Below are 13224 nucleotides of genomic sequence, written 5' to 3'. Positions count from 1 at the left end.
CTCGGAACCGCAACACCACCGGTAACGGTCGTGTACACCCGATAACGCTCACGTCCGGTGACGCGTGGTAGCGCGTGCCGCATCATCTTTAACAGCGTTCCGACACATGTTGGTAGTAGGTGATACAAGCATGAGCTACGAACTCGATCCGCTGCCGTACGAGTACGACGCGCTGGAGCCGCACATTTCCGAGCAGGTGCTCGAATGGCATCACGACACGCACCATCAGGGGTACGTCAACGGCTGGAACTCCGCCGAGGAAACGCTCGAAGCGAACCGCGAGGAGGGCGACTTCTCCTCGTCGGCGGGCGCCATCCGGAACGTGACCCACAACTCTTCGGGCCACATCCTCCACGACCTGTTCTGGCAGAACATGTCGCCGGAGGGCGGCGACGAGCCCGAGGGCGCGCTCGCTGACCGCATCGAAGAGGACTTCGGCTCCTACGACGCTTGGAAGGCCGAGTTCGAAGCCGCTGCGGGCAACGCGAGCGGCTGGGCGCTGCTGGTGTACGACACGTTCTCGAATCAGCTCCGCAACGTCGTGGTCGACAAGCACGACCAGGGCGCGGTCTGGGGCGGCCACCCGATTCTGGCCCTGGACGTCTGGGAACACTCCTACTACCACGACTACGGCCCGGCTCGCGGCGAGTTCGTCGACAACTTCTTCGAGGTCGTCGACTGGGAGGAGCCGTCGGGCCGCTACGAGCAGGCCGTCGAGCTCTTCGAGTAAGCGCGTTCGAGAGGACGCGTTACGCGCGTCGAGATCCGCATTTTTTCGCAGTGTCTCGCCCGGTGAGTGACGGATTCGTTCGGGGCGGTTTATTTATAAGTAAATTCGTGTTCGAGCGGGTTTTAAATACCCAGTCGCTCATTTATAAATGATTTCTGACGAATTGAAGACGAACGCCACCAAACTTCAGCCGCTCGGTCAGACGCTGAGGTGGTTGCTAATAAATAGCTGATCGGCACGGACACTTCCGAAGCCCCAGCCGCGAGGCGGGCAGACACTCGTTGCGGTCCTCGCTCGTTCGCTCCGCTCACTCGCTGCGGTCCTTACTTCGCCTCTGCCCGCCTCGCGACTGCCCCTTCGAGTCCCGCCCCGCACAGCACCGCCGCGCGCCTCACGCCTCCCCAGCCTCGTCGGCGGCTCCCGTCGGTCGCCGCCGACTCCCTCGCGCGCGCTCCTCGGCCGCGATACGGCCTCGGAGGCACGCGCCACCGCATCGGATCGGGCGGTGTCTCGATCGGTTCGAACCGTATCGGCAGCGTTTACGGACGCGGTCGCGTACCGCCGCACATGCCCGAACCGAAGTCGGCGTTCGACGCCACCTACCCGTGCGACTTCTACGAGCCAGCGGAGCTATTCGAGCCGGAGCAGATGTACACGATCCCGGAGATCGGTCGCTTGCTTCAGGGGTTGGAACCGGACGCCGACGTCGACCCCGACACCGAGGCCGTGCTGGTCGACTGGGCGGTGCCGTGGGTGATGGTCCACGCCGACGAGATGGTCGTCGCCGAGCCGCTGACCGAGGACGGCCCCGGCTACTACGGGGTCGCGGAGCACGCCGTGCCCGACGACGAGGCGGACGCCGCGACCGACGAGTCGGCGTGACCGGGGAGCCGTCCGACGCGCCGACCTACCTCGTCGCCGGCGGGTCGCGCGTCGACGCCGGCAAGACCACCTTCTCGGCGGGGCTGGTCGCCCACCTCGACGAGCGCGCGGGCGACGCGGTCGGCGTCAAACCCCGCGCGGGCAACGACTACTGGTTCGACCACGACGACTACCGGGTCGCGACCGACGCGGGCCGGCTCTACGGGAAGGACGCGCGGACGCTCGCGGCCGCGAACACCCGCGCGCTGCCGACCGTCGACGAGTCCGCCTCGACGTCGCCGTCGGCGGTCACCCCTGAGTCTGTCAACCCCGTCCACCGGCTCTGGAAGCCGACGCCGGGGCGGACCGGCATGCTCGGCGACGCCGACCGCACGTTCCTCTGTGACCGCGTGACGACCGAGTCCGGGACGCGCTTCGTCGTCAACGGCGCGGCCGAGGAGGCGGGGCTGCTCCCGGACGGGCTCGCCGAGCGCCTCCCGCTCGCGGACGCGACCCGCGTCTCCGACGTGCGGGGGTTCAACGAGGTGATGGCCGCGGCGCACCTCCCCGCGACCGAGCGACTCGCCGAGCGCGTCGCGCGGACGCCCGTCCCGGTCGTCGTCGAGTCGTACGCCGACGTCGCCGGGACGCTCCCCCGCGACGGCCCGGTCGCGCCCGACGCGGTCGCCGTCGTCGACCCCGGCCGCGCCCGGATCTACGCGGGCGACCGGTACGCGAAGGCGCGCGCGGTCGCCGCCGGCGGCCCGCGCGAGGGGTCCCGCGAGGAGCACCTCGACGCGGTGACGGAGATGATCGAACCGCTCGCGACCGAACCCCTCCCGGCGCTGTCCGGCGACGTCCGCGGGGCTCCCGAGCGCGTCGCGGCGGCGTACGAACCGGCGTACGCGGCGCTAGTCGGTGCGGTCGAGAACTGAGGAAGTTCCGCGTGCGGCCCGCGCTCAGGCGTTCCGCTTGGTGTAGTGTTCCAGCGCGGACTCGATGGAGGAGAGGTCGGCGGTCACCCGCCCGTCGGCGACGCGCATGAAGCCGGGCGTGTACGACGACGAGTAGTCGAAGATGCGGTTGACGGCGCGCTTGGGCGCGGAGACGGCGTTGAACTCCGTGACCGTGTACACCCGCGTCGTCGGGAAGGCCGTCCAGAACGTGCCGCTCGCCCAGCGGTCGTCGTCCGCGAACGTCTCGCCGACCCGGCCGGTCGCGACGTACTCGTCGTCCGCGTAGAACAGCAGGAGGTCTCCCTCGCTCATCTTCTCGAACGTCGACCCGTTGCCGCTGTCGTCGTCGACGGCCCACAGCCGGACCTCGTCGAGGTCCGCGAGGGGTTCGGGGCGATCGGGGTAGTCGGTGAGATCGACCGGAGACCGGACCGTTCGGTCGAAGTTCTCCGGGTCGATCGGGACCAGGAAGACGTTCTCGCTCATGGCCCGTCGTTTCGCCGGGAGGGGTTTAAACCCGTTCGTTGCCGCGTCGGATCGCGCTCGGTCCGGGCGACCGGGTCACTCCGCCGCGTCGGCGTCGGCGTAGAGGCGGTCCATCTTGGCCGCCATCACGAAGTCGGCGCGGGTGAGCCCGCCGACCTCGTGGCTCCACAGCTCGATCCCGACCTCGCCCCACGAGAGCGAGATGTCCGGGTGGTGCCACTCAGCCTCGGCGAGCTCGCCCACGTCGTTCGTGAACGCCAGCGCCGTCTCGAAGTCGGGGAACTCGTAGCCCGCCTCTAGGTGGTGGTCGTCGACGACCTCCCACGCGTCGCCGAGTTCGTCGAGGAACTCGGCGTACTCGTCTGCGTCGAGCGGTTCCGCGTCGTCGCCGGCCGGCTCGACCGGCTCGTCCGCGAGCGGTGAGGACATACCCCACGTTGGACGACGAGCGGTTTGTACCTTCCGCGGGCGAGCGGCGGACCGGCGGCGAGCGGCGGACCGGCGGCAAGCGCGGACCGAGTGTCACCGGAACCGCGAGAGCGCGTCGCGGACCGCGCGGCGGAGTCGGGCGAGGCGCCCGGTGCCTCCGGTTTCGGAGGCATCCGACGCCCCCGGATCGGAGAGATCCCAACCGGCCTTTTCGGCGGCCTCGACGATCGAGCGGTACTCGTAGCCGGTCTCGGTGGCGACGCGCTCGTCGGCCCGAGTGGTGCCGACGAACACGCAGCGGGGAGCGGAACTCTCCTCGCGGACGTCCGCGAGGGTGCCCCACTTGTCCCAGCTCGCGAGTTCGTAGTCGTTGTCGATCCCGTGGTCGCGGGCGAACGCCGCGACCCGGTCGGCCTCGTTCGCGACGATCCCGACGTGGCGGCTCCAGCGCCGCGCGTCGGCGAACGCCGCGGCCGGGTCCGCGAGCGACCGCGCGGCGCCGAGCGAGAAGACGAGCGTCACGTCGCCGTCGCCGGGTTCCGTCGCGCCGATTCCCATGTCGATCGTCGCAAGGGGACGGGGGCGCCTAAACGCTGTGGAGAGGCTTATCACCGGCCGGGACGTCGCCCCGACGATGGAGTTCGAATCCACCTTCGGCACGTCGACGCCCCTTTTCGGTATGGTCCACCTCCCGCCCCTTCCCGGTTCCCCCCGAGCGCCGGACGACGGGCGCGAGGCGATGCGCGCGGCGGTCGACCGGGCCGCGAGCGACGCGCGGGCGCTCGACCGCGGCGGCGTCGACGGCATCGTGATCGAGAACTTCGGCGACGCGCCGTTCTACCCCGACGAGGTCCCGCCGCACGTCGTCGCGGCCGTGACGCGCGCAGCGACCGCGGTCGCGGCCGAGACGGACCTCCCGATCGGGATCAACGTCCTCCGGAACGACGCCGAGGCCGCGCTCTCGGTCGCCGCCGCGGTCGACGCCGACTTCGTTCGCGTGAACGTCCACACCGGCGCTCGCGTGACGGATCAGGGAATCGTTCAGGGGCGCGCCCACGAGACGCTCCGCCTGCGCGACCGCCTCGGCGTCGACGTCGGCGTCTTCGCTGACACCGACGTGAAACACTCCGCGCCGCTGACGCCGGCGGGCTACACCGCCGAGTCGTTCGCGGACACCGCCGAGCGCGGTCTCGCCGACGCCGTCATCGCCTCCGGCTCCGGGACGGGCGAGGCGGTCGACGCCGACGCGCTGGAGTCGGTCGTCGACGAGCGCGACCGCCACGGGCTCGACACGCCCGTCCTCGTCGGCAGCGGCGTCACGCCCGAGACCGTCGCCGACCTGCTCTCCGTCGCCGACGGCGCCATCGTGGGCACCGCGCTCAAGCGGGACGGCGAGACGACCGCGCCGGTCGACGCCGACCGGGTCGCGGACCTCGTCGCGGCCGCCGACGCGGTGCGGTGAGTCGGCCGGCCGGGGACCCCGCTACCGGCTCCCGTTGGGTCCGAACCCGCGCTCCGCGAGGAACGCTTCCACCTCGTCCCGGCTCGGAAGCCCCGGCTGCGTGAACCGGCTCGTACAGTTGATCGCGGCGACCGCGGCCGCGAACCTGACGCCGGAGGCGACGGCGTCGCGCCCGGCCCGGTCCGTCCAGGGCGTCGACGGCGATTCTCCCGCGATCCACCGGTCGATCAGCCCCGCGGTGAACGCGTCGCCGGCGCCGGTCGCGTCGACCGTCTCGACGTCGAACGCGTCGAGCCGAGAGACCTCGCCGCCGGCGATCGCCGTCATCCCGTCCGCGCCGTGCGTGAGGACGGCGCGCGGCCACGTCGGACCGCGTCGAGACCGGGGCTCGGCCCCCGACTCGCTGCCGGCGTCGGCCGCTGCGGTCTGCGCGGCCGCGATCCGCTCGACCGCGTCGGCCGCCGAGCCGAAGAACGCGGGGGCGGCGACCCCGTCCGCGACGAACAGGTCGGCCCGGTGAAGGAACCGGAACACCGTCGACGGCTCGGTCCCGCGCCCGACCAGCTCCTCGACGGCTCCGGAGAGGTCGAAGACGAGCGCCGGCGGGGTGTCACCCGAGTCGGTCGTCTCCTCCCGCAGCGACTCGACCCGGTCGAGAACCCGCCGCGAAGCGCGGTCCGGCGTGTAGGCGGTGAGGAAGACCGCGTCGGCCTCGGCCATCGCGGCGAGCGCGTCGTCGTCGAGTCGGAGGCCGCGGTAGCTCTCGCCGGCGGTGACGATCGCGCGCTCCCCGTCCGGGTCCCGGAGGATGAGCGACCGGATGTTGGGGTCGTCGCCGACCGCGACGTGGGTCCCGTCCACGCCGGTCTTGTCGAGGTACGCCAGCGCGCGCCGCCCGTACTCGTCGTCGCCGACGCGACTGACGAGCCCCGCGTCGCGGCCGAGGCGGTCGAGCGCGACCGCGACGTTCGCTCCCACGCCGCCGAACGCGGACGTGACCTCGCTCGCGAACGCGCCGCCGTCCGGCTCCGGGAGGTTGCTGACCGCGTACCACTCGTCTATCGCCGCGGCGCCGACCGAGAGGATCGCGGCGGTCCCGTCGTCGCCGGCGTCTACGTCTCCCGCGTCGATTTTCGCCTCGTCGCCCCCGCCGCCAGATCCGGCCGTCACGGCTCGCGGAAGAAGTCGTCGTGGACCGCCATCGCGGCCTCGACGGCGATCGGCCCCTCGACGCTCGTCTCGCCGTCGGCGCGCCGGATCACCTCCTCGCAGGGGATCGGCACCACGTCCGCGGAGAGCTCGCCGAGCGTCTCGCCGTCGACGCCGAAGACGACGCGCCCGATCCCCGCGTAGTGGATCGCGGTCGAGCACATCGGGCACGGCTCCGTGCTGGCGTACATCGTACAGTCCGCCAGCTCGTCGCCGTCGAGCTCGCGCGCGGCCCACCGCGCGAGCGTCAGCTCCGGGTGCGCCGCCACGTCGGCCTCGGTCCGCGTCTCGTTTTGCGCCTCGCCGACGACCTCGCCGTCGACGACGAGCAGCGCGCCGAACGGGGTGTTGCCGGCCTCGACCGCCTGTTCGGCGAGGCGGATAGTCCGCTCGACGTACTCCCGGTCGGTCGGGTCGTCGGGGAGGTCGTCGAGGTCGTGGAACTCGCCTGCGTCGCCGGACGCGTCCGCGTCGGTCATACGCCCCTGTTCGCCTCAGGGTACCTAACGGTTGGTACCATCGTCGTCCGCCAGGTTCGTGCGGTCGTCGTCCGGCAGCCTCGGGACCGCGGACTCCGACCGACTCTCGCGCTCGGCGGTCGCGTCGGACGCTCCGCCACGCTCTTGACCGCTACGGGTGAAACGGGGGTAATGCTCGATAGGGTGCGAGCGAAACTCGTCGCCGCCCGCCGGCGGGCGCGTCGGATCGAACGCCGCGAGCTGGTGGAGCTCCGGCAGTGGGCCGAGGACACGACCAACCTCCTCCACCTGACGACGCTGCTGCTCGTGCCGGTGCTCATCGCGCTCGTCACCCAGATAACGAACCTGACCGACGTCTCGTTTCTCCTCTTCCCGCCGCTGGCGTCCGGGACGTACACGCTCTTCGCCGACCCGCAGGGGAAGTACTCCTCGCCGCGGACGTTCGTCGGCGGCCTCGTGGCGGGGGCGCTCGCGGGGTGGGTCGCGCTGGAGCTCTCGCTGCTCGGCGTCGGCGGCGTCTCGGCCGGCGCGATCAGTCCGCTCAGCGCCGGGCTGTCGGTCATGCTCTGCGGCGGTCTGACGTGGCTGGCGGACGTCGAGGAGCCGGCCGCCTTCTCGACGGCGCTTCTGGTCCTCGTGAGCGCGCGCGGCGACGCGGTTCTCGTGTTCGGCACTGCCGTCGACCCCGCGGCGGCCTACGTCGTCGGCGTCGCGGTCTCGGGCGGTCTCGTCGCGGGCGCGTTCACCGTCTGGCGCACGCGGTTCTACGAGGAGCGCGCCCGCTATCTCTACGGGACGACGCAGGCCGACGACCACGTGCTGGTGCCGATGCGCGGGGAGACGAGCGAGGCGACCGCGTTCTTCGGAGCGGGGCTCGCGGCGGCGCACGACGCCGGGAAGGTCGTGCTCCTCGACGTCGTCGACGACGCGGAGATGGCGGCCGCGGAGCGGGCGGTGCTCGCCGACCACGACGCCGCGACGCCGGAGGATCTCCCGGACTCGGTGCGAGAGTCGTTCGACGGCGACTTCGAGGACGCGGTCACGGACCGAGCGGCGTCGACGGCGGCTGAGCGACTCGAACGCCGCGCCACGGAGATCCGAGCGCGGTTCGACGTGCCGTGCGAGGTGGTCGTCGCGGCCGACGGCGATCCGACGCGGGTCGCCGTCGAGACCGCCCGCGCGACGAACTCGGACCTGCTCGTGACGCCGTACGAGACCGAAGACGGCCTCCTCTCGTCGTTCACTCGGGGCGTCTTCGCCGGTCCCCTCGACGCCGTCGCGTTCCGGTCGACGACCGGGATCGACAGCTGGCGGCGCGTCCTCGTCTTGGTCGCCCGCCCCGGCGACTCGGCCCACGCGATGATCGACTTCGCCGAGCGGCTGGCCGGCGGAAACGGCGGGGTGAGCGTCTGTACCTGTATCGACTCCGAGTCGGACCGCAGACGGGCCGAGACGAAGCTGGCGAACCTCGTCGAGACCGCGGCGGGGCCGGTCGAGACGCGGGTCGCGCGGTCGGAGGTGACGGCGTTCCTCGGCGCGAACGCGGACGCCTACGACCTCGTCCTCATGGGATCGAGCGGGGACCGCTCCGTGGCCTCGCGGCTCGTCTCGCCGCCGACCTTCGAGCGCATTCAGGACATCGAGTGCGACGTGGCGATCGTCGACCGCGGGGACGCGGACCGCGACGTGTGGGTGTCGCGGGAGGGGTGAGACCATCGGCGACGCGCGCGGCGAACCCGAACCTCGGCCGCCGACGATTGTTCTGCCATTTATATACTCCACGCCGCGTAGTCCGGGCGTGTCCCGCGTCACCGTCAGCGTCGACCCGCACGTCCACTCCGAGGGGAGCTACGACGGGCACGAGCCGGTCGAACTGATCTTAGAACACGCGGCCGAGATCGGGCTCGACGCGGTCGTCATCACCGACCACGACGTGATCCGAGAGTCGAAGCGCGCCGCCGAGATCGCCCCCGAGTACGGACTGATCGGCATCCCCGGCGTGGAGGTGTCGACCGCGCACGGGCACCTGCTGGCGATCGGCGTCGAGCGGATGCCCCCGCGCGGCCGCCCCTACGCAGAGACCGTCCGGTGGGTCCGCGAGCGCGGCGGCGTCGCGATCGTTCCCCACCCGTTCCAGCGCTCGCGCCACGGCGTCCGCCAGCGCAACATCCCGGTTCCCGAACCGCCCGGAGACGCGGCCGAGGACGCGGAGGCGAACGGTGCCCCCGAGAGCGAGGGCGCGGGAGCGGACCCCGCCGCGCCGGTCGCCGAGGTCGACGCGATCGAGGTGTTCAACGCGTGGCTGTTCACGGGGTACCGCAACCGCCGCGCGCGGCGGTTCGCGGCCGAGCACGGCTACCCGGGCGTCGCCGCGAGCGACGCGCACCACCTCCAGTACGTCGGCCGGGCGTTCACGGAGCTGACGGTAGAGGGCGTTGAATCGGTCCACGAGGTCACGGCCGACGACGTGCTGGCGGCGATCCGCCGCGGCACGACGACCGTCGAGGGGCGCCGCGCGCCGATCCGGATGGCGGCGAAACACTACGTCGGCGCGGCCGGCCGCCGGTCGGCGTACTACGCCCGGACCGGCGCGACCCGAGGCGCCCGGGCCACCAAGCGGACCGCCGTCGACGGGGCGGTGGCGGCGAAGGTCGCCGCGCTCCAGTCGGTCCACCGCACCCGGCGGTTCCTCTCCTGGTTCGCCTGAGCCCGCCGCCGGTGCGGGGCGTCGCCCCGGACCGATCGCCCCCGCGACGGGACGGGGAGAACGGGGTTTTTGGCCGCGGCCGCGAATGGGATCGCATGAGCCACGACAGACGCGAGTCCGGGTTCAAGCGACGGACCCGGGTCGCGGACGCGAGGGCGACGCTACTCGACGCCGTCACGCCCCACGACCGGACGGAGTCGGTCCCGGTCGCGGCGGCGGACGGCCGCGTCGTCGCCGAACCGATCGACGCGCCGGCGCCGGTCCCGGGGTACGACCGGGCCGCGATGGACGGGTACGCCGTCCGCGCGAGTGACACCTTCGGCGCCGGCGACCGCTCGCCCGCGGTCCTCGCCGCCAAGCCCGTCGAGGCCGACGCGGTCGCGCCCGGCGAGGCCGCCCGCGTCCACACCGGCAGCGCGGTGCCCGAGGGCGCGGACGCGGTCGCGATGATCGAGCACGTCGAGGCGGTCGGCGACGAGATCGAGGTGTTCGACGCGGTCGCGACCGGCGAGAACGTCGGCGAGGCCGGCGAGGACGTCGCCGACGGGCAGCGGCTCTTCGAGCCGGGGCACGTCCTGCGACCGTCCGATCTCGGACTCCTGCGGTCGGTCGGTCTCGACCGCGTTCCGGTTCGAGAGCCCCCGGAGGTCGCGGTGATCCCCACGGGCGAGGAGCTGGTCGAGGCCGACCCCGGTCCGGGCGAGGTGATCGAGACGAACGGGCTCACCGTCTCGCGGCTCGTCGAGCGCTGGGGCGGCGAGGCCCGGTACCGGGACGTCGTCACCGACGACCCGGACGCGCTGCGGGAGGTGATCGCGGCCGACCTCGACGCCGACGTGGTCGTCACCACCGGCGGCTCCTCCGTCGGCGAGCGGGACCTCCTTCCGGAGGTCGTCGACGACCTCGGCGAGGTACTGGTCCACGGCGTCGCGCTGAAGCCCGGCCACCCCGTCTGTCTCGGCCGCGCCGAGGGGACGCCGGTCGTCTCGCTGCCCGGCTACCCGGTCGCGTGCATCGTCAACGCGGCGCAGTTCCTCCGCCCGGCGACGAAGCGGGCGGGCGGAACCGAGGCCGAGCCGTTCCCCACCCGGCGCGCGACGCTCGGCCGGAAGGTGGCGAGCGAGCCCGGCGTGCGGACGTTCGCGCGGGTGACGCTCTCCGGGCAGGAGGGGAGCGACGGCTCGGCCGACGAGGGGGACGCCGACGCGCTCCCGACCGCGACCCCGACGCGCGCCAGCGGCTCCGGCATCCTCTCCAGCGTCGCGCTCGCGGACGGCTGGGTCGTCGTGCCCGAGCCGCGGGAGGGGCTCGACGCGGGCGAGGCCGTCGACGTCGAGCTCTGGGAGGTGACCGAATGAGCGACCGCAAGGAGTTCCGCGACCTCGCGACCCCCGAGGCCGCCCGCGACGCGATCGCGTCGCTCGACCTCTCACCCGCCCCGGAGACGGTGCCGCTGCGGGAGGCCCGCGGCCGCGTCCTCGCCGAGCGCGTCGACGCCGCGATCGACGTGCCGGGCTTCGACCGCGCGTCGATGGACGGGTACGCGGTGCGGGCGCGCGACACCTTCGGCGCGGACGAGGCCGACCCGGCGGAACTCGACCTCGTCGGCGCGGTCCACGCGGGCGCCGCGCCCGACGTGACCGTCGAGCCGGGGACCTGCGCGGAGATATCCACCGGTGCGGTGATGCCCGACGGCGCGGACGCGGTCGTGATGGTCGAGCGGACGGACGAGATCGACGGAGGAAACGATGATGCCGCCGCCGACGGCGAGCCCTCCCGAATCGCGGTCCGCACGTCGGTCGCGCCGGGCGACCACGTGATGACCGCCGGGACCGACATCGCGGCCGGCGCCCGCGCGCTCGGCCCCGGCACGCGACTGACGCCCCGCGAGATCGGGCTGCTGTCGGCGCTCGGTGTCGACGAGGTCCCGGTCGAGGGGCGGCCGCGCGTCGGGATCGTCTCGACCGGCGACGAGCTGGTTCGCCCCGGCGAGGCGATCGAGCCGGACCGCGGCGAGATCTACGACGTGAACTCGACGACGATCGCGGCGGGCGTCGAGGAGGCGGGCGGCGAGCCCGTTCTCTACCCGCACGCCGGCGACGACTACGACGAGATGGAGCGACTGCTCCGCCGGGCGGCCGACGAGTGCGACCTCGTGCTGTCGTCTGGATCGACCTCTGCGAGCGCGGTCGACGTGATCTACCGCGTGATCGAGGCGCGCGGCGACCTCCTCCTCCACGGCGTCGCCGTCAAGCCCGGAAAGCCGATGCTGGTCGGGCGGCTGGACCGGACCGACGAGGCGGACGCCTCCCGGGGAAGCGAGTCCGCCTACATCGGGCTCCCCGGCTACCCGGTGTCCGCGCTCACCATCTTCCGGACGTTCGTCGCGCCCGCGATCCGCGAGGCGGCCGGCCAGCCCGAGCCCGCGACGGCGACGGTCGAGGGCCGAATGGGCGTCGGCGAGCGCTACGGCGAGGGCCGAATGCGGCTGATGCCGGTCGGTCTGCTCGACCTCGACGGGGGCGCGACGGGGGCGGGCGACGACCGCCCGCTCGTCTACCCGGTCGACAAGGGCTCGGGGGCGACGACGAGCCTCGTCGAGGCCGACGGCGTCGTCGCGGTCGACCCGGACACGGAGTACCTCGACGCCGGCGAGACGGTCGCCGTCGACCTGTTCTCGCCCGACGTGCGGCCGCCGACGCTGCTCGGCGTCGGCGAGGACGACCCCGCGCTAAATCGCTTACTCGACCGTCTCGACAACCCCCGATACCTCGCGGTCGGCTCGCGCGAAGGGCTCCGGCGCCTCCGCGACGGCGTCCCCGACGTGGCGGTGACCGCGGGGCCGACCGACCGCGACGTCGACGCCGAGGAACTGGGCGGCTGGAGCCGCGAGTGGGGGCTCGTCGTCCCGGACGGAAACCCGGAGAGCGTGACCGGGCTCGCGGACCTCGTCGACCGCGACCTCCGCTTCCGGAACCGCCCGACTGTTTCGGGACTCCGGCGCGGCCTCGACGCGGCGCTCGACGACCTCGCGGGCGAGCGGGACACCGACCGCCGCGCGCTCGCCGAGCGGATCGACGGCTACGGGCGCACGGCGAAGGCGTTCGAGAGCCCCGTCCGCGCGGTCGTCGCCGGCGACGCCGACGCCGGCCTCGGCCTCCGCGAGACCGCCGACCGGCTCGGCTGCGACTTCGTCCCGCTCGGCGAGCAGTCGGTCGTCGTCAGGGCGGCCGCCGAGCGCGTCGACCGCGAGCCGGTCGCAGCGCTCTCCTCGGCGCTCGGCGGTGACGGCGGTGACGACGGGGCGGAATCCCCCCTCGACGCGATCCTGCGCGACCTCCCGGGCTACTCGCGGAACAGCCGGAACGACCCCTGACCGACGACGACCTCCGAGCGGCTCCCGTCGCTCCCGCGGTCCCCTCCGCGAGCCGCTCCCCCGTTCCCGGCGGTGGTGACCGTCATCTCGCTGACACCGATAGAGCCGCCCGCCCGCACCACCTCGGCCTCCGCGCGGAGGTCGCCGTTCGCGGGCCGGAGGTAGTTCGCGTTGAGGTTCACCGTCGCGACGCCGCCGTCGAGCGGGTCCTCGAAGGTCGTCCGCTGGGCGACGCCGCCGGCGGTGTCGATCAGCGTTGCCGCGACGCCGCCGTGGATCGTCTGTCCGTCGGCGTTGGTGAGCTTCTCGTCGAACGGGATAGAGAGGACGACGCGGCCGCGCTCGATCGTCTCGACCGACGTGTTCAGCCACGAGAGGTAGCCGTGATCGTCTTCGAGCTTTCGCCTGACGAACTCCGTCGCCCCCTCCGGGAGGGGCTCCATCTCTGCGATCTCCGTGCGGTCCATGTTCCGGGGAATACGCCCGGACCGCTTGTACCCCCCGGAAACGCGCGACAACCGGCGACCGA

The 13224-nt window shown here is 72.8% G+C and carries 14 protein-coding genes; 8 read left to right on the top strand and 6 right to left on the bottom strand.

Annotation, left to right across the window (positions count from 1 at the left end):
• Positions 1-130: 130 nt before the first annotated feature.
• The 3 genes from sod to EXE46_RS10820 all read left to right on the top strand — a co-directional run bounded on the left by sod (position 131) and on the right by EXE46_RS10820 (position 2526).
• On the top strand, positions 131-730 hold the full coding sequence (gene sod, locus EXE46_RS10830; protein ID WP_137688411.1) for a superoxide dismutase: 600 nt from the start codon (positions 131-133) through the stop codon (positions 728-730).
• A gap of 567 nt (positions 731-1297) precedes the next feature.
• A complete protein-coding gene (locus EXE46_RS10825; protein WP_137688410.1) occupies positions 1298-1612 on the top strand; it encodes a DUF5827 family protein in 315 nt (104 codons plus the stop codon).
• Complete coding sequence (locus tag EXE46_RS10820; protein WP_137688409.1) at positions 1609-2526, top strand: ATPase; 918 nt, start codon at positions 1609-1611, stop codon at positions 2524-2526. Before EXE46_RS10825 ends, EXE46_RS10820 begins: the two co-directional genes overlap by 4 nt.
• 24 nt (positions 2527-2550) lie before the next feature.
• Here the strand turns inward: EXE46_RS10820 and EXE46_RS10815 are convergent, their stop codons facing one another.
• The 3 genes from EXE46_RS10815 to EXE46_RS10805 all read right to left on the bottom strand — a co-directional run bounded on the left by EXE46_RS10815 (position 2551) and on the right by EXE46_RS10805 (position 4020).
• A complete protein-coding gene (locus EXE46_RS10815) occupies positions 2551-3033 on the bottom strand; it encodes a hypothetical protein (protein ID WP_137688408.1) in 483 nt (160 codons plus the stop codon).
• A 75-nt stretch (positions 3034-3108) separates the two neighbouring features.
• Positions 3109-3462 carry a 4a-hydroxytetrahydrobiopterin dehydratase gene (locus EXE46_RS10810; protein WP_137688407.1) on the bottom strand — a complete coding sequence of 118 codons (354 nt, stop codon included), beginning with the start codon at positions 3460-3462 and terminating at the stop codon, positions 3109-3111.
• A gap of 93 nt (positions 3463-3555) precedes the next feature.
• Positions 3556-4020: a hypothetical protein gene (locus EXE46_RS10805; protein WP_137688406.1), complete on the bottom strand. Its 465-nt coding sequence runs from the start codon at positions 4018-4020 to the stop codon at positions 3556-3558.
• 76 nt (positions 4021-4096) lie between these two features.
• On the opposite strand from EXE46_RS10805, the gene EXE46_RS10800 reads away from it, so the two are divergent.
• Entirely contained in the window at positions 4097-4924 is an 828-nt protein-coding gene (locus EXE46_RS10800) for a BtpA/SgcQ family protein (protein ID WP_137688405.1), read from the top strand.
• Positions 4925-4945: 21 nt separating this feature from the next.
• On the opposite strand, the gene EXE46_RS10795 is transcribed toward EXE46_RS10800, so the two are convergent.
• Positions 4946-6055 (bottom strand): carbohydrate kinase family protein, encoded by a 1110-nt coding sequence (locus EXE46_RS10795; RefSeq protein ID WP_241981537.1) that lies wholly within the window; start codon positions 6053-6055, stop codon positions 4946-4948.
• A 35-nt stretch (positions 6056-6090) separates the two neighbouring features.
• Positions 6091-6612, bottom strand: a complete 522-nt coding sequence (locus tag EXE46_RS10790) for a nucleoside deaminase (protein WP_137688403.1) — start codon at positions 6610-6612, stop codon at positions 6091-6093.
• 171 nt (positions 6613-6783) lie between these two features.
• Between EXE46_RS10790 and EXE46_RS10785 the strand changes: the two genes are divergently transcribed.
• From EXE46_RS10785 to EXE46_RS10770, 4 genes are all read left to right on the top strand, one after another.
• A complete protein-coding gene (locus tag EXE46_RS10785; RefSeq protein ID WP_137688402.1) occupies positions 6784-8322 on the top strand; it encodes an HPP family protein in 1539 nt (512 codons plus the stop codon).
• Between the two features lie 88 nt (positions 8323-8410).
• Complete coding sequence (locus tag EXE46_RS10780; RefSeq protein WP_137688401.1) at positions 8411-9319, top strand: PHP domain-containing protein; 909 nt, start codon at positions 8411-8413, stop codon at positions 9317-9319.
• 95 nt (positions 9320-9414) lie between these two features.
• Entirely contained in the window at positions 9415-10677 is a 1263-nt protein-coding gene (gene glp, locus EXE46_RS10775) for a gephyrin-like molybdotransferase Glp (RefSeq protein ID WP_137688400.1), read from the top strand.
• Entirely contained in the window at positions 10674-12695 is a 2022-nt protein-coding gene (locus tag EXE46_RS10770; protein ID WP_137688399.1) for a molybdopterin biosynthesis protein, read from the top strand. The genes glp and EXE46_RS10770 overlap by 4 nt, the downstream gene beginning before the upstream one ends.
• On the opposite strand, the gene EXE46_RS10765 is transcribed toward EXE46_RS10770, so the two are convergent.
• Positions 12665-13162 carry a PaaI family thioesterase gene (locus EXE46_RS10765; RefSeq protein ID WP_137688398.1) on the bottom strand — a complete coding sequence of 166 codons (498 nt, stop codon included), beginning with the start codon at positions 13160-13162 and terminating at the stop codon, positions 12665-12667. The genes EXE46_RS10770 and EXE46_RS10765 overlap by 31 nt on opposite strands.
• Positions 13163-13224 lie beyond the last annotated feature (62 nt).

This window comes from Halorubrum sp. GN11_10-6_MGM, assembly GCF_005435165.1.
Classification (GTDB): Archaea; Halobacteriota; Halobacteria; order Halobacteriales; family Haloferacaceae; genus Halorubrum.
This window is presented reverse-complemented; position numbering and strand designations above follow the sequence as displayed.

Coding starts and splice junctions, on each gene's coding strand:
- sod (WP_137688411.1), top strand. CDS start 131: ATGAGCTACGAACTCGATCCGCTGCCGTACGAGTACGACGCGCTGGAG.
- EXE46_RS10825 (WP_137688410.1), top strand. CDS start 1,298: ATGCCCGAACCGAAGTCGGCGTTCGACGCCACCTACCCGTGCGACTTC.
- EXE46_RS10815 (WP_137688408.1), bottom strand. CDS start 3,033: ATGAGCGAGAACGTCTTCCTGGTCCCGATCGACCCGGAGAACTTCGAC.
- EXE46_RS10810 (WP_137688407.1), bottom strand. CDS start 3,462: ATGTCCTCACCGCTCGCGGACGAGCCGGTCGAGCCGGCCGGCGACGAC.
- EXE46_RS10805 (WP_137688406.1), bottom strand. CDS start 4,020: ATGGGAATCGGCGCGACGGAACCCGGCGACGGCGACGTGACGCTCGTC.
- EXE46_RS10800 (WP_137688405.1), top strand. CDS start 4,097: ATGGAGTTCGAATCCACCTTCGGCACGTCGACGCCCCTTTTCGGTATG.
- EXE46_RS10790 (WP_137688403.1), bottom strand. CDS start 6,612: ATGACCGACGCGGACGCGTCCGGCGACGCAGGCGAGTTCCACGACCTC.
- EXE46_RS10785 (WP_137688402.1), top strand. CDS start 6,784: ATGCTCGATAGGGTGCGAGCGAAACTCGTCGCCGCCCGCCGGCGGGCG.
- glp (WP_137688400.1), top strand. CDS start 9,415: ATGAGCCACGACAGACGCGAGTCCGGGTTCAAGCGACGGACCCGGGTC.
- EXE46_RS10770 (WP_137688399.1), top strand. CDS start 10,674: ATGAGCGACCGCAAGGAGTTCCGCGACCTCGCGACCCCCGAGGCCGCC.
- EXE46_RS10765 (WP_137688398.1), bottom strand. CDS start 13,162: ATGGACCGCACGGAGATCGCAGAGATGGAGCCCCTCCCGGAGGGGGCG.